24 protein-coding genes, 1 pseudogene and 1 riboswitch are annotated in these 20,854 nt (G+C 39.7%); of the genes and pseudogenes, 13 read left to right on the forward strand and 12 right to left on the reverse strand.

Annotation, left to right across the window (positions count from 1 at the left end; translation table 11 throughout):
• Positions 1 to 174: 174 nt before the first annotated feature.
• Entirely contained in the window at positions 175 to 513 is a 339-nt protein-coding gene (locus SCI76_RS21250) for a hypothetical protein (RefSeq protein ID WP_033579950.1), read from the forward strand.
• Between the two features lie 43 nt (positions 514 to 556).
• Here the strand turns inward: SCI76_RS21250 and SCI76_RS21255 are convergent, their stop codons facing one another.
• Positions 557 to 1,030 (reverse strand): YtxH domain-containing protein, encoded by a 474-nt coding sequence (locus SCI76_RS21255; RefSeq protein ID WP_013058548.1) that lies wholly within the window; start codon positions 1,028 to 1,030, stop codon positions 557 to 559.
• A gap of 327 nt (positions 1,031 to 1,357) precedes the next feature.
• Here SCI76_RS21255 and SCI76_RS21260 point away from each other — a divergent pair, with 327 nt between their 5' ends.
• Together SCI76_RS21260 and SCI76_RS21265 are read left to right on the forward strand one after the other, a co-directional pair.
• Positions 1,358 to 2,836: a sucrose-6-phosphate hydrolase gene (locus SCI76_RS21260; RefSeq protein ID WP_221832148.1), complete on the forward strand. Its 1,479-nt coding sequence runs from the start codon at positions 1,358 to 1,360 to the stop codon at positions 2,834 to 2,836.
• A gap of 132 nt (positions 2,837 to 2,968) precedes the next feature.
• Complete coding sequence (locus SCI76_RS21265; RefSeq protein ID WP_196299102.1) at positions 2,969 to 3,142, forward strand: hypothetical protein; 174 nt, start codon at positions 2,969 to 2,971, stop codon at positions 3,140 to 3,142.
• 40 nt (positions 3,143 to 3,182) lie between these two features.
• Here SCI76_RS21265 and SCI76_RS21270 read toward each other — a convergent pair whose 3' ends face one another.
• The 3 genes from SCI76_RS21270 to SCI76_RS21280 all read right to left on the reverse strand — a co-directional run bounded on the left by SCI76_RS21270 (position 3,183) and on the right by SCI76_RS21280 (position 5,642).
• The gene (locus SCI76_RS21270; RefSeq protein ID WP_028414975.1) at positions 3,183 to 3,464 is read right to left on the reverse strand and encodes a hypothetical protein; all 282 of its coding nucleotides are present in this window, start codon (positions 3,462 to 3,464) and stop codon (positions 3,183 to 3,185) included.
• A gap of 199 nt (positions 3,465 to 3,663) precedes the next feature.
• The gene (locus SCI76_RS21275; protein ID WP_240962117.1) at positions 3,664 to 4,908 is read right to left on the reverse strand and encodes an MFS transporter; all 1,245 of its coding nucleotides are present in this window, start codon (positions 4,906 to 4,908) and stop codon (positions 3,664 to 3,666) included.
• Positions 4,905 to 5,642 (reverse strand): MerR family transcriptional regulator, encoded by a 738-nt coding sequence (locus tag SCI76_RS21280; protein WP_049166009.1) that lies wholly within the window; start codon positions 5,640 to 5,642, stop codon positions 4,905 to 4,907. Before SCI76_RS21280 ends, SCI76_RS21275 begins: the two co-directional genes overlap by 4 nt.
• Before the next feature lie 83 nt (positions 5,643 to 5,725).
• Here SCI76_RS21280 and SCI76_RS21285 point away from each other — a divergent pair, with 83 nt between their 5' ends.
• Both SCI76_RS21285 and SCI76_RS21290 read left to right on the forward strand, forming a co-directional pair.
• On the forward strand, positions 5,726 to 6,406 hold the full coding sequence (locus tag SCI76_RS21285; RefSeq protein WP_048019974.1) for a CPBP family intramembrane glutamic endopeptidase: 681 nt from the start codon (positions 5,726 to 5,728) through the stop codon (positions 6,404 to 6,406).
• A gap of 226 nt (positions 6,407 to 6,632) precedes the next feature.
• Entirely contained in the window at positions 6,633 to 7,595 is a 963-nt protein-coding gene (locus SCI76_RS21290) for an aldo/keto reductase (protein WP_063247184.1), read from the forward strand.
• Between the two features lie 36 nt (positions 7,596 to 7,631).
• Here SCI76_RS21290 and SCI76_RS21295 read toward each other — a convergent pair whose 3' ends face one another.
• Positions 7,632 to 8,018 carry a MerR family transcriptional regulator gene (locus SCI76_RS21295; protein ID WP_033579956.1) on the reverse strand — a complete coding sequence of 129 codons (387 nt, stop codon included), beginning with the start codon at positions 8,016 to 8,018 and terminating at the stop codon, positions 7,632 to 7,634.
• 407 nt (positions 8,019 to 8,425) lie between these two features.
• On the opposite strand from SCI76_RS21295, the gene SCI76_RS21300 reads away from it, so the two are divergent.
• Positions 8,426 to 8,584 (forward strand): hypothetical protein, encoded by a 159-nt coding sequence (locus SCI76_RS21300; RefSeq protein WP_162200723.1) that lies wholly within the window; start codon positions 8,426 to 8,428, stop codon positions 8,582 to 8,584.
• A gap of 18 nt (positions 8,585 to 8,602) precedes the next feature.
• On the opposite strand, the gene SCI76_RS21305 is transcribed toward SCI76_RS21300, so the two are convergent.
• Positions 8,603 to 8,797 (reverse strand): hypothetical protein, encoded by a 195-nt coding sequence (locus tag SCI76_RS21305; protein ID WP_048407606.1) that lies wholly within the window; start codon positions 8,795 to 8,797, stop codon positions 8,603 to 8,605.
• 250 nt (positions 8,798 to 9,047) lie between these two features.
• Between SCI76_RS21305 and SCI76_RS21310 the strand changes: the two genes are divergently transcribed.
• From SCI76_RS21310 to SCI76_RS21320, 3 genes are all read left to right on the forward strand, one after another.
• Entirely contained in the window at positions 9,048 to 9,548 is a 501-nt protein-coding gene (locus tag SCI76_RS21310; RefSeq protein WP_048020481.1) for a hypothetical protein, read from the forward strand.
• Between the two features lie 61 nt (positions 9,549 to 9,609).
• Positions 9,610 to 10,614 (forward strand): GNAT family N-acetyltransferase, encoded by a 1,005-nt coding sequence (locus tag SCI76_RS21315; protein WP_375166595.1) that lies wholly within the window; start codon positions 9,610 to 9,612, stop codon positions 10,612 to 10,614.
• Positions 10,598 to 10,765 carry a hypothetical protein gene (locus SCI76_RS21320; RefSeq protein WP_168761184.1) on the forward strand — a complete coding sequence of 56 codons (168 nt, stop codon included), beginning with the start codon at positions 10,598 to 10,600 and terminating at the stop codon, positions 10,763 to 10,765. The genes SCI76_RS21315 and SCI76_RS21320 overlap by 17 nt, the downstream gene beginning before the upstream one ends.
• A gap of 38 nt (positions 10,766 to 10,803) precedes the next feature.
• Here the strand turns inward: SCI76_RS21320 and SCI76_RS21325 are convergent, their stop codons facing one another.
• Positions 10,804 to 11,418, reverse strand: coding sequence for a pyridoxamine 5'-phosphate oxidase family protein (locus SCI76_RS21325; RefSeq protein ID WP_168761183.1), 615 nt, complete (start codon positions 11,416 to 11,418; stop codon positions 10,804 to 10,806).
• Between the two features lie 125 nt (positions 11,419 to 11,543).
• A complete protein-coding gene (locus SCI76_RS21330; protein ID WP_028409779.1) occupies positions 11,544 to 11,789 on the reverse strand; it encodes a hypothetical protein in 246 nt (81 codons plus the stop codon).
• A gap of 286 nt (positions 11,790 to 12,075) precedes the next feature.
• Between SCI76_RS21330 and SCI76_RS21335 the strand changes: the two genes are divergently transcribed.
• The 3 genes and pseudogenes from SCI76_RS21335 to SCI76_RS21345 all read left to right on the forward strand — a co-directional run bounded on the left by SCI76_RS21335 (position 12,076) and on the right by SCI76_RS21345 (position 14,703).
• The gene (locus SCI76_RS21335) at positions 12,076 to 13,086 is read left to right on the forward strand and encodes an aldo/keto reductase (protein ID WP_310884052.1); all 1,011 of its coding nucleotides are present in this window, start codon (positions 12,076 to 12,078) and stop codon (positions 13,084 to 13,086) included.
• 151 nt (positions 13,087 to 13,237) lie between these two features.
• Positions 13,238 to 13,451, forward strand: a pseudogene (locus SCI76_RS21340) (hypothetical protein).
• Between the two features lie 113 nt (positions 13,452 to 13,564).
• Positions 13,565 to 13,668: riboswitch (purine riboswitch) on the forward strand.
• A gap of 156 nt (positions 13,669 to 13,824) precedes the next feature.
• The gene (locus SCI76_RS21345) at positions 13,825 to 14,703 is read left to right on the forward strand and encodes a 5'-methylthioadenosine/S-adenosylhomocysteine nucleosidase (protein WP_033579961.1); all 879 of its coding nucleotides are present in this window, start codon (positions 13,825 to 13,827) and stop codon (positions 14,701 to 14,703) included.
• 130 nt (positions 14,704 to 14,833) lie between these two features.
• On the opposite strand, the gene SCI76_RS21350 is transcribed toward SCI76_RS21345, so the two are convergent.
• A complete protein-coding gene (locus tag SCI76_RS21350; protein ID WP_048020368.1) occupies positions 14,834 to 16,330 on the reverse strand; it encodes a carboxypeptidase M32 in 1,497 nt (498 codons plus the stop codon).
• Between the two features lie 205 nt (positions 16,331 to 16,535).
• Here SCI76_RS21350 and SCI76_RS21355 point away from each other — a divergent pair, with 205 nt between their 5' ends.
• A complete protein-coding gene (locus SCI76_RS21355; RefSeq protein WP_028414963.1) occupies positions 16,536 to 18,086 on the forward strand; it encodes an ABC transporter substrate-binding protein in 1,551 nt (516 codons plus the stop codon).
• 321 nt (positions 18,087 to 18,407) lie between these two features.
• Here SCI76_RS21355 and SCI76_RS21360 read toward each other — a convergent pair whose 3' ends face one another.
• The 3 genes from SCI76_RS21360 to SCI76_RS21370 form a co-directional block, all read right to left on the reverse strand.
• Positions 18,408 to 19,142 (reverse strand): class I SAM-dependent methyltransferase, encoded by a 735-nt coding sequence (locus tag SCI76_RS21360; protein ID WP_168761179.1) that lies wholly within the window; start codon positions 19,140 to 19,142, stop codon positions 18,408 to 18,410.
• Positions 19,143 to 19,392: 250 nt separating this feature from the next.
• Entirely contained in the window at positions 19,393 to 20,118 is a 726-nt protein-coding gene (locus SCI76_RS21365) for an AbrB/MazE/SpoVT family DNA-binding domain-containing protein (protein WP_168761178.1), read from the reverse strand.
• Between the two features lie 481 nt (positions 20,119 to 20,599).
• Complete coding sequence (locus SCI76_RS21370) at positions 20,600 to 20,755, reverse strand: hypothetical protein (RefSeq protein WP_014458731.1); 156 nt, start codon at positions 20,753 to 20,755, stop codon at positions 20,600 to 20,602.
• Positions 20,756 to 20,854: the final 99 nt, after the last annotated feature.

The following is a 20,854-nucleotide window of genomic DNA, read 5'->3' on the forward strand; positions in this document are numbered from 1 at the left end:
CCTTGCGGGCTGCCAACTTCCGCATAGGTGGACCTTTTTGGGGGAATTCAAGGGGTCAGGGAATCTGGTAGCGTAGGTTTTTGGTCGACGATAAAATGCTGTACATTTCTCAGGACGTTTGATTTCATCAAAAGTTGTAGATGAATAGACTAATTAAGTCGTTGGAGGCGTTATATGGTTGGAATTTGCAGCTGGAAGTGTGCAGTGAGTGGAATAAGTATTGCGAGTGTCTACAGTAAGCAGCCGTCGTGGCAGCGGGAGTGTTATTTGGTGACACCTGGTAAAGTTTATTATGAGTCGTGCTATCAAGGGTACGGAGAGTTTGCGGGAATGGATATTTTTTGTTTGATGAGAGAACGCGGAGCGGAGCAAGAAGACAGTGAAGGGGTAGCGGCTTTTAAGCCTAAGATTGTGCTGGCGAAGTATTACAGCGGACAGCGTTATGAAGAACTGCCGGAATCAGAGCCGTGTCCGTATGGAGGCTATTTTTTTGAAGGGTGGAAAGAAGGATAGCGAATATACATAAAAGCTGTAGAGATATCTCTACAGCTCGTTATTAACGTCTTGTTTCATCGACAGATTGTTCTAAGTCACTTACTTCTTGCGTAATTGTATTTAATTCTTCTTGCACCGCTTCAGCTTCAAGAACAGGATCTTGAACGATTTCTGTCGTTTCAAGCTCTTCTGCTGCAGCCGTTTCTGCAAGCGGCTGTTCTTTAGCAGTGCGTAGAGATTTCACTTTGTTGACAACTTGCGAAGATTGTTCGGAGACTTTTTGTGAAAGACGAGCCGTGCGCTGTTTGAGATCTTGGCCTTTTGCATATACCGTTTCTTTCACTTGACCTGTTTTAGCAAGTGCTTGATTCGCTCCGTCTTGAATAGAAGCACGTAGCTCTTTTCCTGACTTTGGCGCTACTAGTAAAGCTGTTGTTACACCCACTACGCTGCCTACTAAAGTGCCGACTAATAACTCTTTGCTTCCACCTTTTGTTTCTTTACCCACTGTTTCTTTTACGTTTTCTTTTGTCATGACATTTCCTCCTTTTATAATATGTAATATGAAGGGTTTACCATTTTGTTGAATACTTCCTGCAAAACGCAAATGATTCGCTAAAAAAATCTGCAAGTGCCGTCGGACGCTCGTACAGGCTGGTGAAATTTGATTGTATATAGTATTCAACCACCTGACAGAAAAACCTTCTTTTCTGCTATAAAAACAGAAAAAAACTTATCTATAAAATCCGACACAAGAAAACGACAACATTCGTTCTTTGGTAGCATTTTCACTTGAAATTTTATATCATAGAGTGCAAGGAGAATACGTTCTCTTTTTTTAGATGCTGGAGGGATTGAAGAAATGGCTGAATCGAAGTACAGAACGATTTTAGAAGCAAAATCTGGAGAGTTAGAAGCATTAAAAGACAAAGCAATCAAAGACAGCTGGCAGCCGATTTATCATATTCATCCACAGTACGGGCTGATGAATGATCCAAACGGATTGATTCAATTAAACGGTGAATATCACGTGTTTTATCAGTGGTATCCGTACGGTGCGATGCATGGAATGAAGCACTGGGCTCATGTGAAATCTACGGATTTAGTAACGTGGGAACGCCTTCCGGTTGCCCTAACACCAACGGAAGAATATGAATCGCACGGCGCATACTCAGGCGGCGCTATCAAAAAAGATGGTCAAGGGCTGCTGTTTTATACGGGGAATGTAAAATACGAAGACGGCTCACGCTCAGCTAATCAATGTATCGCGATGCTAAAAAGGGATGGAAGTGTAGAAAAATACATGCACAATCCAGCGGTACGAGGCGTTCCTGATGGGTATACAGGACATGTGCGCGATCCGAAAGTATGGAAAGAAAATGATACATATTATATGCTGCTGGGCGCTCAGCGTGAAAACGAAACGGGCGCATTAATTGTGTATGAATCAAGCGATGCGCTTCAGTGGTCATTTAAAGGCGAAGTTCAAACATCGCTTCCTGACTTTGGATATATGTGGGAGTGCCCGGATTACTTTAAACTGGACGGAAAAGATGTGTTTGTCTTTTCACCGCAGGGAATCAAAGCGGAGGGCCACGATTTTCATAATATTTATAATGTGATTTACGCGGTGGGAACCTTTGATGTGGAAAGTTTAACGTTTGAAATGGAGTATTACCGTGAAATTGATAAAGGATTTGACTTTTATGCACCGCAAACGTTTCAAGATGAAAGCGGACGTCGCTTGCTATTTGCATGGATTGGAAACCCGGACGTTGACTATCCATCAGACGAATACGGATGGGCCCATGCATTAACGCTTCCTCGTGAGCTTTCCCTTGAAGGTAATGAACTTGTTCAAAAGCCTGTAGAAGAGTTAAATAAGCTTCGAGATCAAGCGGTTCATTTTAGAGGCACGCTAAAAAATGAAGAAGTGATTATTGATGAAGCAACAAACAATGCCTATGAAATCAATATGACGTTCCGCGAGATAGGGGCCAAACAGTTTGGTTTAGAGCTGTTTAATAGTAAAGAAGAAGAGCTTCGCCTTGTGTTTGATACAGAAAAGCAAGAAGTGAGACTCGACCGCTCTTCATTCCACCATCAATATGCAACGGAATACGGTGTCGTTCGCTCTGAAAAATGGACGGCGTCAAATGAAGTAGATGTTCGCGTATTTGTCGACAAAAGCATTGTCGAAATTTATATAAACGGCGGTAAAATTGTCTTCACTTCCCGCGTATTCCCGAAAAAAGATTCTAAATCAGCTGTAAATGTATTTGCAGAGGGATCTGTGGACTACCGTATTGATTATTACGGTATGTCGCGCGGCATTTCGTAAATGAGAAAAGAAGCTGTGACAAAAGTACTTTAGCGCAAGTGAAAAACGAACCACTAATTAACATGTTTGATTAGTGGTTCGTTTTTTTTACGATGGTGAATATAGTTTTATCTGTTTCGTTCCTTCTAGCAGTTGATTGGAGGGCAAGGCGAAGACTCCTGCGGGACAAGCAGAAGAGGTGAGACCCCGCAGGATCCAAGCGACGAGGAGGCTCAGCAGCCGCCCGCGGAAAGCGAAGCCTTGCACGGAAATCAACTGCGGTGTAACAAGCGGTTCAGCTCATGCATCTCATTTATTCGTCTTTAGGTTAGCTTCATTTCGTTATGTTTTAACCTTTTTTTGAGCTCTATAAAAATAAAATACAAATACAAGAAGCAACTAAATGAGGAACAGCTGCAATAATAAAACGTTTCATCCATTCTGTATCCTCTCGCTGCCGGACCGGGGTAAAGTAAGGTCCTCTCGTTTCAAATCGAAATGTATCCAGTAAGGTTACGAGTGCAATTGCCGTAAGTAATATGCCAAGAGGGCCTGAAATATAGTAAATATACTGCCAGTTGCCTGCTGTAATAGAAATGATAATCACAATAATTAAAGATATAATGCCAGATATTAATCCCGTTTTCAAACTAAAAATCTCCTTACATCCAGTTTTTGCTTATCTATTTTACCATAACCGAATGAAGGTTTGTATATACGGCTCCGGACTGATATTTACTTTTTGGCTGTTCTTCTATGTAAGTATCTTCTCGTATAAAAAGAGTTTCCTAGCAAAAGCAGTGTCCCTAAAATCCAGCCAGCTGCAGGGGAATAAGGAAAGATATTTTTTATGCGTCAATCTGAACGTTTCTTTCCGGTTTATCACGCAGCGGCATCACCATACTCACAAATCCAACGACTACTACGATGATTGCCGCCGTTAAAAAAGTCGTCTGAGCACCTGCAAGCTTTACGACCATGCCTCCAAGAACAGGAGCAGTAAGTAAAACGGCGCTCGTTAAGGTGTTAATGAATCCGTACACTTTCCCTAGATGCTCTTTGTCACTGTACTTTTGAACGATATAGTTAAACAGCAGCAAATTAAGTCCAACTCCGGCGCCACCGATAGGTGCAGCAATCAAAATAAAATAGCGCGACATAACGGCTGGGTTAAAGCAGCTAATAAAAAATAAAGAACCTCCAAATAGAAGCAGTCCAAGTGATAAAAGTCTAAATGGATGGTGAACCTGTTTTTTTCGATTAAGATACACTCCTGTTGCTAGCGCTCCCAGCCCGATTCCAGAAAGCAGCCAGCCGAGCATTTCCGGGTTATGAGGGAGCACATCTCGAAGAAAGATGCTAATTTGAGCATCAACAAGCATGACGACAAAGTATGAAACGTGAAACAAAACAACGACACGTAAAAGAATCGGGTGCTGAAAAACGAGTTTCCAGCCGTTTGAGTACGTTTCTTTCGGTTGATGGGAAGAACGAGCAGCTTGCCCTTGAATATTTTTACCTGCTTTTTTAAGTGAAAACAGCACGCCGATAGAAATCATACAAGCTGCGGCGTTAACTAAAATACATGCTTTAGGTGTTGTAAACGTCAGCGCGGCGGCTCCGAGAAACGGTCCCACAACTTTGGCAATTTGAAACATAATGTTTTGTAAAGTAGAGGCCTGCAGCAGCTGGTCTTCTTTGACCACTTCTCGAACGTAAGCGAGCTGTGCGGGCACTTTCATAACAGAACTCATAGAGCGCAGCGTCAGCACCCCTAGTGCCAAAAGCGGTTCATTTGTGAAAAATAACAGACATGTAAACAGAAGACGGACTAGTTCAGACAGAAACATCAGCTGTACTTTATTGTAGCGGTCTGCTAAATTTCCAGCTGCTTGACTTAGCAGGATGCTAGGCAAAGCGTACGCGACAGGAATAAGCGTAATCCAGAGGGAATTTGCGTGCCACACGTATGCAAAAAGCGTCATCACCGCAAACATATCAAATAAATCTCCGAAGCTTGCCGCAGTACTTGAAATAAATAATTTTTTATAAGAAGAATTAGCAAACAGCTTTTCTTTTTTCAATACTTTCATTCCTTTATGTGTTGTTCGTAAAAAATAATCGCATCTTCAATAAATTGAAGGACTTCGCTGTCAATAGGATAGAGATTAAGTGAACTGGATGCCTCAGGAGATTTGCGAATATCCCAAAAGGCTTTCTCTAAATCGGTATGGGGGCCAAATAGCTCACTTGATAAAAGCAGTATATCCGCCGCAATCAGCTGGCCATCTTCAGACTGTGGTGAACGCTGATGCTTTAAACACAGCTGAATTCGTTTAATGATGCTGATCCATTTATCAGCACTCTCATTCTCCAGTTTAGGCATATCACGCTGCAGAATCTCACTTTCTTCTATTGAAAGCAGGTCAGTCCAGCTGCTTTGTGTAGTAGGCTGATTGTGAACTAAAGGAAGGAGCTGCTTCCAGTTTAGTTCACCTTCTATTTTTATACTGTTGCGAAGAGTGTGGGTGTGTTCTAAAGCTCGCTGAATTTCTGAAGCTTTTTGCTGAAGTTTTTGCTGATGAATCGCTAAAAGTTCATCAATACTTACTTGATGAAGAATAAGTTCAATATCTCGCAAAGGAACGGCTAAGTTTTTTAACAGGGTAATTTTCTCTAGTGTGACTAAGTCCGTTTCTGAGTAGGAGCGTTTTCCATTTTCAGCTTTTGACGATGGATGAAGCAATCCGATTTGATCGTAGTAACGAAGCGTACGCACCGTGAGTCCTAATTTTTTAGCGGCTTGCCCCGTAGAAAAATAAATCATGTTTAATCCCTCCAAAAAAATGCTTGCAGGTAACGTTACGTCACCTTTTACACTGAATATAGGTAAAAGGGAGGCGAAGTAAATTGAAACAACAAAATCAAGGATTATGGACAATAAAATCATTTGTAATTATGCTAGTCGTTACGTTTATTGGTGTTCCTGTTTTCATTGAAGGAGCATTGCAGCACGTTTTCCAGTCGCTATTTAAAAGTGAGCTCTATGCTGGAACAGCTACTGGATTTGTTATGGCAACTGTGTTTTTATCAGCTCTGTATTGGCTGATGGTGCAGGATGGTGATAGAAAAATTGGTTTTCAATCGTTTTCAAAACGGCACTGGCCGCTCATTCTTTTTTGGCTTTTTGTGCTGATCTTAGGAAGTGTGGCAATTGTTGTACTCATGGAATGGTTTGGTATGACCTATGAAAATAAAAAAACAGCCAGTTTACAGCATGACCTGTCGCTGTTTTCATTTATACTTGCTTTTGTTTCAGCCGCTGTGATCTCACCTTTTTATGAAGAGATTATTTACCGAGGTTTTTTTTATACGTGGCTGAAACGTAAAGGAGGGATTATATTTGGATTAGTGGGAAGTTCGTTTATCTTTATGCTAGTGCATATTCCAACGTACAATACCTTGCCCGTTAACTTTTTATCAGGTCTCGTGTTTGCGTGGGTGTACGAAAAAACAAAGTCGCTGCTTCCGAGTATGATCATTCACGCTTGTTTTAATGGAATCGCCGTGATTTTAACAGCGGCAGCTTAATGTAGTTTCGATAACGAGTAAGCTATGATTTATCTTACCATATTATGTCTAATGAAGAAGCGAATTACAAAAAATAAGCAGAAAATGAACCAAAAAACGGCTAGAAGCACTGCCTGTTCCTAGCCGTTTTTTGTATATGTACGCATGCTTGAGGCTTGTCTTAAAGTGGACATTAAGGTGTATGATAATAGTGACTATAAACAGAAATAAAAAGGAGAGGGTATCGATGCAATATCGAAAGCTTGGAACAACAGGTCTGGAAGTATCAAATTTATGTCTAGGTACCATGGCTTTTGGACGATGGATTGACGAAAAAGCGTCGGCAGCTATTTTACATAGCGCCATTGAAAACGGAATTAACTTCATTGACACAGCCAACTATTACGGAAAAGGGCAGGATGAAGAGTTTAGATATGGCACAGGGGAATCTGAAGAAATTATTGGACGCGCGTTAAAAGGAAAACGAGATGATGTTGTGCTTGCAACAAAAGTCGGCATTGCCGTAGGAAAAGGCAAAAATGATAAAGGTCTTTCACGCACACATATTATGAGAGAAGTTGATAATCAGCTGCGACGACTGCAGACGGACTACATCGATCTTTATCAAGTTCATCTTTTTGATCACCATACACCTATGGAAGAAACGCTTCGCACGCTAGATGATTTAGTTCGTCAAGGCAAAGTTCGTTATATCGGCTGCTCCAATTATGCCGCGTGGCAAATCGCAAAGTCTCATCATATTAGTGACAACATGAATCTTGAAAAATTTATTTCCGTTCAGCCTCAGTACAATCTTCTCTCTCGTGAAATTGAACAAGAGCTGCTGCCGTTTAGTCAATCCGAAGGTGTAGGCGTTATGGTATACAGTCCGTTAGCGCGCGGCATGCTTTCAGGCAAATATAAAACACCAAATGACGTGCCGCCAGAAAGTCGTGCTGCACATGGTGAAAAGCTACTGCGAAACTACTTTACTGACCGAAACTTTCAGCTGGTGGAGCAGTATCGCAAGTTAGCAGAACAACATGAAGTAAGCTTGTCTCAGTTTGCTCTTTCATGGGTGCTAAATCAGCCCGCTGTGACATCAAGCATTATCGGAGCTAGTAAATTGCACCACGTAAAAGATGCAGTTGAAATCAGCGATTGGACATGGTCAGAAGAACTGCTAAACACCGTAAATTCACTGTATTAATAAAAAGTCCGCAGGTGCACCTGCGGACTTTTGTGTTTATATTTTAATTTCTTTTTGCTCTAACCTTGCTTCTAGTGAGTCGTACAAAGCCAACTTGTAGTTAATTTGCTCGAGGTATTTAAAAGTTTTGGCCATTTCTTCTTCTACCGCTTCTTTGTGCTGAAGCATCATGTTTTTTCGTTCTTTAATCGTGCTTTCCCCTTGTTTATAGAGCTCTACATAGCGCTTTATTTCTGCAAGCGGCATGCCAGTTGAGCGCAGAGCTAAGATAAAACGGATCCACTCAATATTCGTATCGTTATAGAGGCGCTTTCCATTTTCATCACGTTCTACAAAAGGAAGGATTCCTTCTTTTTCATAATAGCGCAAAGTTGGTGCGGAAAGCCCGGTTTTTTCATTCATTTCTTTCATGCTATAAGACAAGATTGTTCACTCCCACTTATGAATCGCAAAGCTTACTTTAAGGTATATGATAATCGATAGTTGAACGTTTTATCAAATTCTTTTTCGGTTATTTTTTAAAAAATGGAACTTTTATACATTTTGTCCGTAATAACAAGTAGACAATAAGAAACTTACTGTAAAAGGGATAGAGTAATAAAAAAAATAAAATGGATTAGTTTTATACTGCTGCTGATTTCAAGCGGATTGTTTTTTATCAATCATCAGTACGCCATTTTACTAGCGGCTTGGACCGCTTACGGAATGGCTTTATCAGTCCTGGTTTATTTCTTTTCATACGGCATGAGTGATTCAAATCAGGAATAAAAACCGTATACGCGTTTCTTATTGTCTTCAAAATAAAAGCAGAAAATGAAAGGATGGAGGAAATGGGAGAACTTTTTTGGATGATTTTTTTCGGAGCGTGTATTTGGGTTCCACTAATTTGGAATAAAATTGCGATTGGCAAGCGCATCGCTTACGAAGAAAAGAAAGCAGGACGTGATTTAACAGGGGAAATCAATCCGTTTACTGGAGGAAGAATGTAAATAGAGATTAAGACATCTCTAAATTACTCCCATTGAAAGACGAACAAATAGGATAAATGAGCTCATATGAATTGTTTGTGACACCGCTGTTAATTTCCGTGCAAGGCTTCGCTTTCCGCGGGCGGCCGGTGAGCCTCCTCGTCGCTTACGCTTCTGCGGGGTCTCACCTGTTCCGCTTTTCCCGCAGGAGTCTTCGCCTTGCCCTCCAATCAACAGCTAGAAGCAGCTACCTACATAAAACTTACATTCAGCCTATCCATAAAAAATCCGAACGAATTTAATTCTCTACCAAGAATCTCAATGCATCGTTCAAATTTCCCTACCACTAATAAAATACGTTTGCCTCAGCCTCTTCATTAGTAAAGAAAACAATAGTTTAATTTTGTTATTAATAGTATAATTAACCATATTTATTTTGAATAGAAAGGCTGATGAAAAGGTGTCAACATTCTTTTTGGCCGGCATGGTACTTATGCTGGTGATGATTATTTTTTCGCGTACGCTGTGGGTTCCCAGCGGAGTGGTAGAACGTCTCAGCAAGAAAAAGTGGTTTCAAAACCACTGGCTGAGCGGAGGCTATTTGTTTGGCATTAATGCTTTATATTTTGGCACTACGATATTTTTACTCTATCTTCTTATGTTTACAGATATCCCTTATTTACATCTTGTTCTTATGTTTTTAGCGACGATTGTAAGTATTTTCACGTGGAGCGCTTTTAGTACAGCGTGGACAGGGTCATTTAAAAACCGTCTTAAAATGGCTTTAACAGGAAGCAGCTTTTATTTAATATTGGCATTGATTATGGTGAGCCAGTGGCTAAGCGTTAAACCTCTGTATCCCAATGAAGATACGTTTATGCGAGCTTTAGGATGGATGCTTGGCTTTTTCGTCTCAGCCGTCGCTTTTAGTATATGCTTCATCTTCACTGCGTTTCTAGGAAAACGTTCACCTCGTGTGTCATGATATCATCCGCTTTTTAACGTTTTTTTCTAGTTAACTACTATTTACGAAAGCAGGGGTAAACGTGATTCGAGAAATTTCATCTTCTGATGCAGCCGCTTTTTTAACGTTAAATAAAAAGCTTGATAAAGAAACCGCCTATATGCTGTATGAGGAAAATGAGCGTGCGACTACGCTTGAACAGCAGAAAAAAATGATTACAACTTTTTTAAAGATGCCGAACTCAACCATTTTAGTGGCGGAACAAGACGGACAGCTTGTTGGGCATTTATCTGTGATTGGCGGAAGCGTTAACCGAAAAAAACACAGCGCATACTTAGCTGTTGGCGTGCTTCATTCTTATGGAAACCGAGGTATCGGCACTGCGTTGTTTGAAGAAATGGAGAAATGGGCAGCGCAGAGCGGCATTAAACGAGTAGAGCTAACGGTGATGACTCACAATGAACCGGCCATTTCGCTGTATAAAAAGATGGGTTTTAAAATAGAAGGGAAAAAAGTATGTTCACTCGTTGTAGATGGAAATGCAGTCGATGAATATTATATGGGGAAGGTTTTTGAAAAAAACGTGTTTAAAGGAGAAATGAACATGGAAACGACGATTGTTCAGTTAAATGAATGGGTGATAAAGCTTCCTAAAAAGCTTGAAGTACTCTCTGAAGCAGAGACGTCAAACCGTCCTGCTCCTAAGAAATGGTCACCAAAAGAAATTGTGGGGCACTTATGTGACTCAGCCATTCACAATTTACAGCGCTTTATCAACGTGCAGCATGAAAAAAATCCTTGTGTACTGATACCTTACAAACAAGATGAATGGGTAGAACTGCAGCACTATCAAGATACGTCCATGGAAGAAGTAGTTGCCCTATGGAGCAGCTTAAATAAGCAAATTGCTTCCGTTCTTTTGCATATACCAATAGAAAAGCATATGTATCAATTCGAACTAGGAGATGGAAAGTTCGTTTCGCTTGAATGGTTGGCTAAAGATTATATCGCTCATTTGGAGCATCATATCAAGCAAATCGACGCTCAAATGCCGCTAGGAGGCAAAGAGGATGAAAAAAGAACATAAAAAAGAAGAATCTCAGGTGAAAGTCGATTTGAGAGCAGGTCGCGCCTATGGTGATCATGAATACATAGGAGCTTCGAAAAAGGGCGTGCTTCTTGCTTTGTTACCCGTTCTGATCATTGCTGGAGGTATACTTTTTTTGATGGTAAAATGACAAAAGCCGCATTATAGCGGCTTTTTTTCATAAAGGTGCTAAGTTTTGCTTCCTTCGGGATTGTTGAGGCTTTCTAGAGTGGAAAAGCCTGCGTGTTCTGCGACTATTTTAGCTGCAGAAGGAAGCGTTTCGACTCTTTCCCAAGATTCTGGGTTCCACAGTTTTGATCGCTTGAACGCTTTGCTGCAGTGGAGAAAGCACTCTTGTACTTGGACGCCGATAGCGAGCAGCGGAGTTTTATTTTGAACCGCCATTGTTTCAAGCAGCGCTTTTTCTTTTACAATGCAAGCTTTGCCGTTAATACGCAGCGTTTCTTCTATGCCTGGAATTAAAAAAAGCAGCCCTATTTGAGGATTAGATAAAATATTTTCCAATGAATCTACTTTTTGATTGCCGCGCCTCTCTGGAATCAACAGCCTTTTCTCATCGACGACTTGTACAAAACCAGCATGATCACCTCGTGGAGAGCTGTCGCAAATTCCTTTATGATCAGCTGTAGCGATGATGACAAAAGGGGAATGTTTAATAAATTCCCGGCAGTGTCGATCTAAATAAGGAATTATTTTTTGATGCGCCAATTTGTTAGGCGCGCCGACTATACGTCGAAGCTCTTCCTTTGTTTTTACTCGTTCTTTAAAGTGACCGTTTTTCATTCCTCTTTTCACTCCTACAGTTTGCGTATACTGAAAATACCATTTTTACATATGAAATTCTATGTTTTTATATTAAAAAAAACAGAAAAATCAGTATATTTAAAAGAAGGAGAAGCATGGTAACGCTAATTTCGGTCTTTTTTTAAGTTTTTGATTGCGTTATCAAATATGTCATTAACCGTTTTCATATGTTCACTGACAAGATGGTCGGAGTCTTTTTCTCTCTGGCGCATGTCTTTTAACAAATCATCCATATCATCTAGCAAACTTTGAAAATACTCATCTTTTTGTTCTTCTTTCATTGTGGAATCGTCCATTTCATCGAGCTTATCGAGCTTATCTTCAATTTTTTTGAAGTATTCATCTCTCAAAATTCTCACCTCATTTATAAAGTAGCTTTCTGCTTATTGTATGCAAAATGTTTGTTTGCATGAGTAAGAAGTAGAAAGGGTATAAAGAAAAAAGAGTCTAAAAAGCTCATTTGCATCTTAGTAGGTTACTTTTTAGTTCCCATATTACTTTAAAGTGCGTACTTTTTTTTCGTGTTTCCATGCTTCATAATGAATTTTGTCAGGGAATAATAAGACATTTAATAAATTGATTATACGAATCAAATTCTAAAATAGAGTTATAAAAATTTCAGGAGGTTTTATTCATATGAGAGAGATACTGCAGGGAAAACTAGGTTTTGGAACAGCACCACTAGGCAATATGTATCGCAATATTCCAGAAGAAGAGGCCATCGCAACGGTTGATGCTGCTTGGGAAAGCGGCATCCGTTACTTTGACGCAGCCCCTCTTTACGGAGCTGGCTTAGCAGAAATGCGACTTGGTGAAGCACTATCAAAAAGAAATCGCGATGAGTATGTGCTAAGTACAAAGGTAGGTCGCGTCATTTCAGATGAATTGGAAGATACATCTTCACGTGATATGGGAGAAAAAGGCGGGCTTTTTGAATTCGGCCGTAAAAATAAAATTATTAATGACTATAGCGCTGATGCAACTCTTCGTTCAATTGAGCAAAGCTTAAACCGTTTAAAAACAGATCGCTTAGACTTTGTGTATATTCATGATGTTGCGCAAGATTTTTATGGAGATGAGTGGGTAGGACAATTTGAATCTGCTCGAACGGGCGCATTTCGTGTGCTTACACGTTTGCGCGAAGAAGGAGTTATAAAAGGATGGGGACTTGGAGTAAACCGAGTGGAACCAATCGAAATTATGCTGGAATTGGAAGAAGCAAATCCCGATGTATCGCTGCTAGCTGGCCGATACACGCTGTTAGATCATGAACGTGCGCTGCAGCGAGTGATGCCCGAAGCTGTAAAGCATAATATGGACATCGTTGTCGGCGGACCATACAGCTCAGGCGTTCTTGCTGGAGGTACACACTTTGAATATCAAAAAGCGTCTTCAGACATTATGGCAAAAGTAGAAAAAATCAAAGCCATTGCAGATCGTCATCAGATCAGCATTAAGGCTGCTGCTGTACAGTTCTCGCTTGCTAATCCAGCGGTTGCTGCCGTTATTCCTGGCGCCAGTCGTCCAGAGCGTATTGCAGAAGACAAAGCGGCATTAAACACGGTAATTCCGGCAGCCTTCTGGGAAGAAATGCGTGAACAGCAGCTTGTAGCGTCTCATGCACCGCTGCCAATAAACGTTAAATGAAGGTAGAACGGTAAATAGTAAGTAGAAAAAGAGTCTGGGACAAAAGTATTTTAGACGAAGTGAAAAACGAACCATTGATCAAAATCTTTGATTAGTGGTTCTTTTTTTGTTAGGTGAACGTAGGTTTCATCTGTTTAAATCCTTCTAGCAGTTGATTGAAGGGCAAGACGAAGACTCCTGCGGGGAAAGCGGAACAGGTGAGACCCCGCAGGAACGCAAGTGACGAGGAGGCTCAGCGGCCTCCCGCGGAAAGCGAAGTCTTGCATGGAAATCAACTATCACAAGCGGTTCAGCTCATGTATGCCATTTGTGCGTCTTTAAATTGGATTCATCTTGTTATGTCTCAGCCTCTTTTTTTGTTTTGAGATAGGGATTTGTCATATATTTAGTAAGAAATGGTTAAATACGAACAATTTAAATAAATAATATTAAAATATTCGTTTTTTATATTGAATAACCATTTTGTATTTGATACATTTAGAAAGTGAAAAATATTGCTCGTATATGCTTGGAAATATGGTCTAAGTGTCTCTACCTGGTTCCCATTCAAAGAACTGGACTACGAGTTAAAGTATAAAAATGTTCGGTTTATCCAGACAGAAGCTGTATTCCGTACTTAATTTCTTATACTTTGACTCTAAAAAACGTAGACCATGAAACATGCTCTAGGTTTTTTTCTTTTGTCCAATCATCGAGTGTATGAAACAGCAAAACGAAATGGAGTGAAAGTAACGATCTATGAAAAACAAGATGTTAAAAACAGGGGCTTTATTTACTATTGGTATGGTTTTACTGCTATCTATACTTGCCGGGTGTAATTCAGCTTCAAAAAAAGAAGCCGGAGATAAACAGAAGCAGCAGCCTATTATTGTGCAAGGACCGATGCCGATAGAAGCGCAGAAATTCGCTAAAAAATTAGAAAATGTAAAAGAAGAAAAGTCAGGGAATTTTGTTTTTTACAAAGGAACTGTCGACAATTATCCGGTCATTGTGGTTAAAACGGGAAAAGGAATGGAAAACACGGCAGCTGCTACAGCGATAGCTATAGAAAAATACCATCCTAAAGCAATTATCAACCAAGGAACATCGGGCGGGCATGATGAAAACCTGAACGTGTTTGATATTGTATTAGGAAAGCGAACAACGAATATAGGCTCTTTAAAAACAGAAGATAAAAAAGAAGGCGAAGGAATGGATCCTACTGCGTGGAAGCCGATGGATTTAATGGCTTCTGAAGGAAGCGCTGGAGAAGATCCTGATGCTGAAAAAGCTCGTTATTATGAAGGAGATAAGAAGTTACTTGCGGCTGCAAATGCAGTAAAAGATACATATAAAAAAGGAAAAGTGGTTGAAGGAACGATAGGATCAGCAGACACATGGAATAACGAAGTGGATCGAATTAAGTGGTTCCATACTAAGTACGGGACGTCTGTAGAAGAAATGGAAGGCGCAGCGGCAGCACAAATTGCAGGAAGCTACGACGTTCCATTCTTGGGTATCAGAGTGTTATCTAACAACAAAGTAAACGGTGGAAAATATAATCCAAATACAGCAGCCGCTTGCCAAGACTATGTTTATGAAGTAATTAAACATTATATCAGCACAAACGCTAAGTAAATCTTTATTTAAAAAAGCATCAAAGCTTTTGTTTCTCTAACAAAAGGCTTTGATGCTTTTTTCGTCATGTCTATAGGGGGTTACTGTATTTACGCTATCAAAATTTTATAAAATAAATGGATTGGTAAATTTAAAGTTTATACAACTCTTCATACTTTTTCGTCAAATAATTAATTAACGGCTGAGCATCAATTCTATCTATAGAAAGACCAGTTAATATCTCTTTTGGCGTCTTTAGTTTTCCATACTGGTGAATATGCTGTTTTTGCCAGTCTGCTATAAGCGATAGATTTTGACTCGAAATGATTTTATCAAAGTCAGGATGGTCATTGATTAGGGCTTCTTGTAGCTGAGCTGCATAAATAAATCCTAGATTGTAGGAAGGGAAGTAGCCAAACGCTCCTCCGTACCAGTGGCCGTCCTGCAATACTCCGTCAATGTCCGTTTCTGGTTTGATTCCTAAGTACGCTTCATATTTTGTATTCCATGCGGAAGGAAGATCCGAGACGCGAAGCTTGTCAGCGAATAAATCTCTTTCTAGCTCGTAGCGAATGATAATATGCAGCAGATACGTAAGGTCATCTGCTTGCAAACGAATAAGAGAAGGTGTGACTTCATTTAAGGCAAAGTAAAGAGTTTCAAATGAAATATTACCGTAGATCGCAGGTTCTAACTCTTTGAATAAGTGAGCGTGATTTCTCCAAAACCCTTCATGTTTTCCGATGATGCGTTCCCAAAAAAGAGATTGAGATTCATGCAGTCCCATAGACGTGTATGCGTCTAACCCTGTGTCAAGCAACTTAGAGCTAATTTGCTGATTATAAATAGAATGTCCGCCTTCATGTAAAAACATAAAAGCTGCCAGTTTTACATTGTGTTCGTCGTATCTTACTGCAAGCCTTGCATCGTGAGGGTGAATGCCTGCACTAAACGGGTGGGTAGTGGTGCCTATTTGTCCCGACTTAAAGTTATAGCCAATCGCAGTTAGCAGGTGTTTTCCGAGCTTTTGCTGATTTTCGACCGAAAACGATTCGTGGAGAAACGATGTATCATGTGTAACCGAGGAGCGTTTGATTTTTGTCAGCAAAGGAAGAATAGCACCTTTAATTTGTTGAAAAAGCGAATCGATGGTTTCACTAGAAATTTCAGGCTCATATTCTTCTAAAAGCTGTTCGTAAGGAGCGAGGTGAGGATTACGGTACTCCGCAAATCTTTTATGCATATGAATCAGCTGCTGCAGGTTGTCTTCAACGAGCTTAAAGTTATTTTGCTCTCTAGCCTGTGACCAAAGAGCATGAGTAGAAGCTTTTAAAACAGAAAATTGATGATAGTCTTCCAGTGGTACAGCGGAAAGTTTTTGATAGATGTTCCAATAGTGCTGTACTTGTTTTTGCTGTAGTTGACTTAGATTTTGTTCCTGAAGATGCTGCAATTCTTTTGCAAAGGCTGGATCTGTTTGCAGCAAATAAAGCTCTTTGGAAAGCGTGCCTTGAGTGGTTGCATGCTGCTTTTGACTGTTAAGAGGAGCGGATGTTTTTGCGTCCCATGATAGAAGAGATAAAGCTTGTTTGTAGTGTTCAATCGTTGCAATATGTTCTTTAGTATGAAGACGGATGGCAGAGTTCATAATATCCTCCTTTAGATAAAATACTTTACTTATAAACATACTAAGAATTGAGAATTGAAACAAGACAAATTGAATCAGTAATTGCAAAGAAACAGTTTAATTTTGCTAATTTCACAAACAAATGGAAAGGTGGTAGGATGGTTTATATTCCTACTAACCTTACAAAAATAGTGGGTTTTAAAAAGTGATTTTAATTATTGGGGGAATGACGTTGAAACAGGTTAAGGTGAAATGGTTATTATTTATTGTGATTGCTTTATTTGTTGCCGGGTGCAGCAATAATCAAGCCAGCTCAGGCGATAAAAGCACCAGTGCCGCCCAAAAAGACGGAGGTACGCTAAACATTGCGTTTCAAAGCGAGCCAACAACTTTAGATTCTCAGATTACTGGAAATTCTTCAGTTAAAGATGCGGCGCGAAATATTTACGAAGGACTTGTTATTTTTGATAGTAAAGGCAATGTAGAGCCTGATTTAGCAGAAAAAATTGATATAAGCGATGATAAAAAAGTCTACACGTTTCAGCTGCGAAAAGGCGTAAAGTTTCATAACGGAAAGGAAATGACGGCGGACGATGTAGAAGCTTCGATTAACCGCTGGATTAAGCTGTCTTCACTTGGCAAAACAAACTTTGTTGGTGCACAAGTTAAAAGAACAGGAGACTATACGGTTGAGCTTCATTTGAAAACACCGAACGTGAATACGCTGGCACTGCTAGCAGATCCAATTCCGGCAGCCGCTATTTTTCCAAAAGAAATTATCGAAAAAGCACCTGCTGAAGGAGCTACTGAGTTCGTTGGCACAGGGCCATTTAAAGTGAAGGAATGGAAAAAGAATCAATATATCACGCTAGAGAGATTTAAAGATTATTCTTCAAAAGGACGAAAAATTAAAAAGACTCCTCACGTAGATGAAATTAAAATTAGTTTTTTAAGCGATGAATCTACTAGAATTTCAGGCATTACAGCTGGACAGTTTGATATTGCCTTAGGTGTTTCAAGCGACAATGCGGCACAAATTGAAAGTACGCAAAACGTTAAGAACAAGCTGGCTCCAGGAGGATTTATTGGTTTATTTTATAACACGCAAGAAGGGTTCTTTAGCGATTTAAATGCTAGAAAAGCTGTAAATGCCACGATTAATGCAAAAGATATTTTATCAAGTTCATACGGCGATTCCGATTATTATGAACTGACTTCATCGATTGTAAATAAAAAGTTTCCTAACTATTACAGTGAAGCAGGAAAAGAAGAGTACAATCAGCATGATGAAAAGAAAGCAAAAAGCTATTTGAAAAGAGCTGGATACAGCGGGCAGGAACTGCGTCTTTTAACTTCACGCGATTATCAAGATCAGTACAATACGGCTGTTATCGTCCAGCAAGAGCTTGAAAAAATCGGTGTAAAAGTAAAGCTAGAAGTGTATGACTGGGCAACGTTTACAGATAAAGTAAATGATCCTAAAGCATGGGATATTTACCCGGTAGACTGGGCGGCGCGTTCAACCATTTTCCAAGGATTTTGGACGTCAGGGGGCGCTCCTGTTGAGAAATCAACAAAGTACTTAGATAAAATTAAAGCGGCTGCTTCTGTAAAAGATGCGAGACCAGCCATTGATGCTACGCAGAAATACGTATGGGATGAGCTTCCGTTTACGTTAATTGGTCATAAAGTCAATATTAACGCCGTGTCTACACATGTAAAAGGCTATGATTTTAACTTAGGACCTGTATTTTATAACGTGAGCGTGAATAAATAACATACGCTAAGTTTAAACAAAAAGCGGTTTTAAAGGTACGAGAGAGGCTAGAACAAAAGTATTTTAGTTAAAAGAAAATCCGAACGGTGAAGATTCTTAATGGGAATCTAACTCGTTCGGATTTTTTCATGGTTAGGGTGAACGCAGATTTCATGTATGTAGGTGCTTCTAGCGGTTGATTGGAGGACAAGGCGAAGACTCCCGCGGAAAGCGAAGCCTTACACGGAAATCAACAGCGGTGTAGCCATCCATGCTAGATTGTTAATTCTGTTTGTTCGTCTTTAGATTGAATCCATTGAGTTATGTCTCAATCTCTTTTATTTATCTATCCTTCACACCGCTCATCAGTAAAAACAAAGGAATCCGCATTCGACGCTCGTAAGTCTCAGCGCTGTCAAAATGTTCTTTTTGAGGACATGCTTCTTTTAAATTTGTAACGGTGAATCCGCTTTGCTGCATCAAAGAAAAGTACTCTTCAAGCGTGCGATGATACTTTTGAACGTATCCGCCCATCCAGTGCTGCTGACGGAATCCCATTGAAAAGTAGTTATCCACCGTCCAGTTTGTGTGGAGAGCGGAAGGCTGCAAAGTGGAAGTAATGACTGGGTGTTCCACAGAAAAAATAAATCTTCCTTCAGGTTTGAGTGCTTGATTCACTTTGATGAACATGGAAGCTAAGTCTTCCATATAGTGAAGAGACAGTCTTGCGGTAACTAAATCATATTTGTCACGGGGCGGAGTATAGTGCTCCATCGGTTCATGGATCACTTCTGCATTTGGATAGTTTGAAAGCTGTTGCTGAGCTGCATTTATCATATTGATAGAGCCGTCTACTCCGGTATAAGAGAAACAGCCTTGTGCAAGAAGCTCCGCACCAAATCCAGCGTTTCCGCACCCTAAGTCTAAAACGTTTGCATTTGCAACATCACCTAGAAGCTGTAAAATGGCCGGTTTTTCAATCGTATCGTTGGCATTTTCTTTTTGCTGCCGGCGTTTTGTATAGGCCAAAAACGTCTCGTCATTATCGTAAAATTCAGCTCCTGTTGAGATCTTCAACTAAATCAGCCTCCTCTGTCCAAAGTACCTTATTATAGTCATATATTCAAATTAGTTACAATAATTTTGAGGGATATGGAAAGGGTGTATTATTTTGGAGATAGTGCTATCATGTGGAGTAACCGGCTTGTACACGTTTATGGAAGATAAGTCTAAAAGCTAAGAGTTGAGTATAGAAAGGGTCAGTCTATGCGTAACTCTTAGCTTTTGCTTTGAATCCGTAGGAAACCATTTGTTTTTGGCGTCGTTCTTATTTCGGTAATTTTTCAACAATTGCTGCGTCTATTTGCTGAGATAATACGCTGCTAATCTCTTTTTCATTTTCCACTTTTTCTAAAATTAGCTGCTTATTACCTGTCTTGATTTTTAACATCGTACCTGAGTGGATGGAGAAATCATCTCGCAGCTTTTTAGGAATGGTAAGTCGAAAACGTTCATCAATTTTTCGAGATTGAGCCGTAAATATTAAAGTCGTTTTTTCACCGAAATTCATTTCGTATTTTTGAATCACAATGTTATTTTTTTGGTTAATAAAAAATTGAACCTCCATGTTTGCATCCAATTCGACTGACGTTAAAAGTTCAGAAGTGAGCTGAATCTGCCGTCCGGTTAATGTTGCATAATAAGGAGGAGGCGCCACAGGTTTTTGTGAAAGCGCTATCGTTTTTTCGTCTCTTTTTTTCATAACAATTTGCTGTTGTACTACGTATAGTTCTACATAATCAAATGGCTTAAGTTCATAGTCATCTCGCAGGGATCTTGGAATGACTATTCTACCCATATGGTCAATTGTTCGAATGAAGATATGAGAAGGAACGGGGACATTTTCATCATGATGATCAATAATAATCCAATCATCACAGCTCCGTAAAAGAACTTTGTCGTTCGTCTCGAGTTTCGTTAGTTGCATAAACAAAGAAGGAAGGGATACTCTTCCCATTTCATCAATTATACACTCTTCTTTTTTTGTACGCATCTTGCTACTTAATCCTTTCTAAAAACAGTTTAGATGGGGTATGTTACTTAAATTACACAGCATTTATTTCTTTGTCAAATGAAGAAAATGAGTATTTATTCATCCTACAGATTGAGAAATACAGGAAGTTTGACCTCATTCAGTAGATGCACAGCTTTCCCGTGTAAATGGTAATCATCTGAAGAAAACAAGTTAATCTATAATTGAAAAAGCATAGAATAAAAGCGTTCTTCTTTCTTTTGGTTTTATTGCAAGAAGAGAAAGAAAAAAAGGCTTAAAAAGGGCCAATACCCTATTTCTAAAGAGTAGATGTAGGTTTTTAATCAAAAAATGCCGCGGAACTCAGTCTGAATGATGAATAGATTTATGCATATTAAGCCTAGAAAAAAATTTCAAGCAGTGCTTTTTTTACTTGTTTCGGAGAGCAGTTATAGTTGAAGAATAAAGAAAAAAGCTCAATGTAATGAGCTTTGAGCTAATTTTATCGTTTTTCAACCAGCAGTAAGATGAAGGTAGCAAGCGGTCCTAAAGCAAGAGATAATAAGAACCAGTTCAGACCGGTTCGATTTTTACCTTGCGCTAATCCGGCATTAATTAGAGCCAGCGTTCCCCATCCTACAACGTATTGATTATCCATATGACACCCCGCTAATATTATTTCTTTATATGATTAACAAATTTTATATTAGCATAAATATCCATATTTTTGATTGGAATTCCTGAATTAGGTGGAAAA

Source organism: Priestia sp. HNGD-A6 (assembly GCF_045784335.1).
Lineage (GTDB): Bacteria > Bacillota > Bacilli > Bacillales > Bacillaceae_H > Priestia > Priestia zanthoxyli.

Bases quoted from the DNA above. Each gene is read 5' to 3' on its own strand.
- SCI76_RS21250 (WP_033579950.1), top strand. From the start codon at position 175: ATGGTTGGAATTTGCAGCTGGAAGTGTGCAGTGAGTGGAATAAGTATT.
- SCI76_RS21255 (WP_013058548.1), bottom strand. From the start codon at position 1,030: ATGACAAAAGAAAACGTAAAAGAAACAGTGGGTAAAGAAACAAAAGGT.
- SCI76_RS21260 (WP_221832148.1), top strand. From the start codon at position 1,358: ATGGCTGAATCGAAGTACAGAACGATTTTAGAAGCAAAATCTGGAGAG.
- SCI76_RS21275 (WP_240962117.1), bottom strand. From the start codon at position 4,908: ATGAAAGTATTGAAAAAAGAAAAGCTGTTTGCTAATTCTTCTTATAAA.
- SCI76_RS21280 (WP_049166009.1), bottom strand. From the start codon at position 5,642: ATGATTTATTTTTCTACGGGGCAAGCCGCTAAAAAATTAGGACTCACG.
- SCI76_RS21290 (WP_063247184.1), top strand. From the start codon at position 6,633: ATGCAATATCGAAAGCTTGGAACAACAGGTCTGGAAGTATCAAATTTA.
- SCI76_RS21300 (WP_162200723.1), top strand. From the start codon at position 8,426: ATGGGAGAACTTTTTTGGATGATTTTTTTCGGAGCGTGTATTTGGGTT.
- SCI76_RS21310 (WP_048020481.1), top strand. From the start codon at position 9,048: ATGGTACTTATGCTGGTGATGATTATTTTTTCGCGTACGCTGTGGGTT.
- SCI76_RS21320 (WP_168761184.1), top strand. From the start codon at position 10,598: ATGAAAAAAGAACATAAAAAAGAAGAATCTCAGGTGAAAGTCGATTTG.
- SCI76_RS21325 (WP_168761183.1), bottom strand. From the start codon at position 11,418: ATGAAAAACGGTCACTTTAAAGAACGAGTAAAAACAAAGGAAGAGCTT.
- SCI76_RS21335 (WP_310884052.1), top strand. From the start codon at position 12,076: ATGAGAGAGATACTGCAGGGAAAACTAGGTTTTGGAACAGCACCACTA.
- SCI76_RS21345 (WP_033579961.1), top strand. From the start codon at position 13,825: ATGAAAAACAAGATGTTAAAAACAGGGGCTTTATTTACTATTGGTATG.
- SCI76_RS21350 (WP_048020368.1), bottom strand. From the start codon at position 16,330: ATGAACTCTGCCATCCGTCTTCATACTAAAGAACATATTGCAACGATT.
- SCI76_RS21355 (WP_028414963.1), top strand. From the start codon at position 16,536: ATGACGTTGAAACAGGTTAAGGTGAAATGGTTATTATTTATTGTGATT.
- SCI76_RS21365 (WP_168761178.1), bottom strand. From the start codon at position 20,118: ATGCGTACAAAAAAAGAAGAGTGTATAATTGATGAAATGGGAAGAGTA.
- SCI76_RS21370 (WP_014458731.1), bottom strand. From the start codon at position 20,755: ATGGATAATCAATACGTTGTAGGATGGGGAACGCTGGCTCTAATTAAT.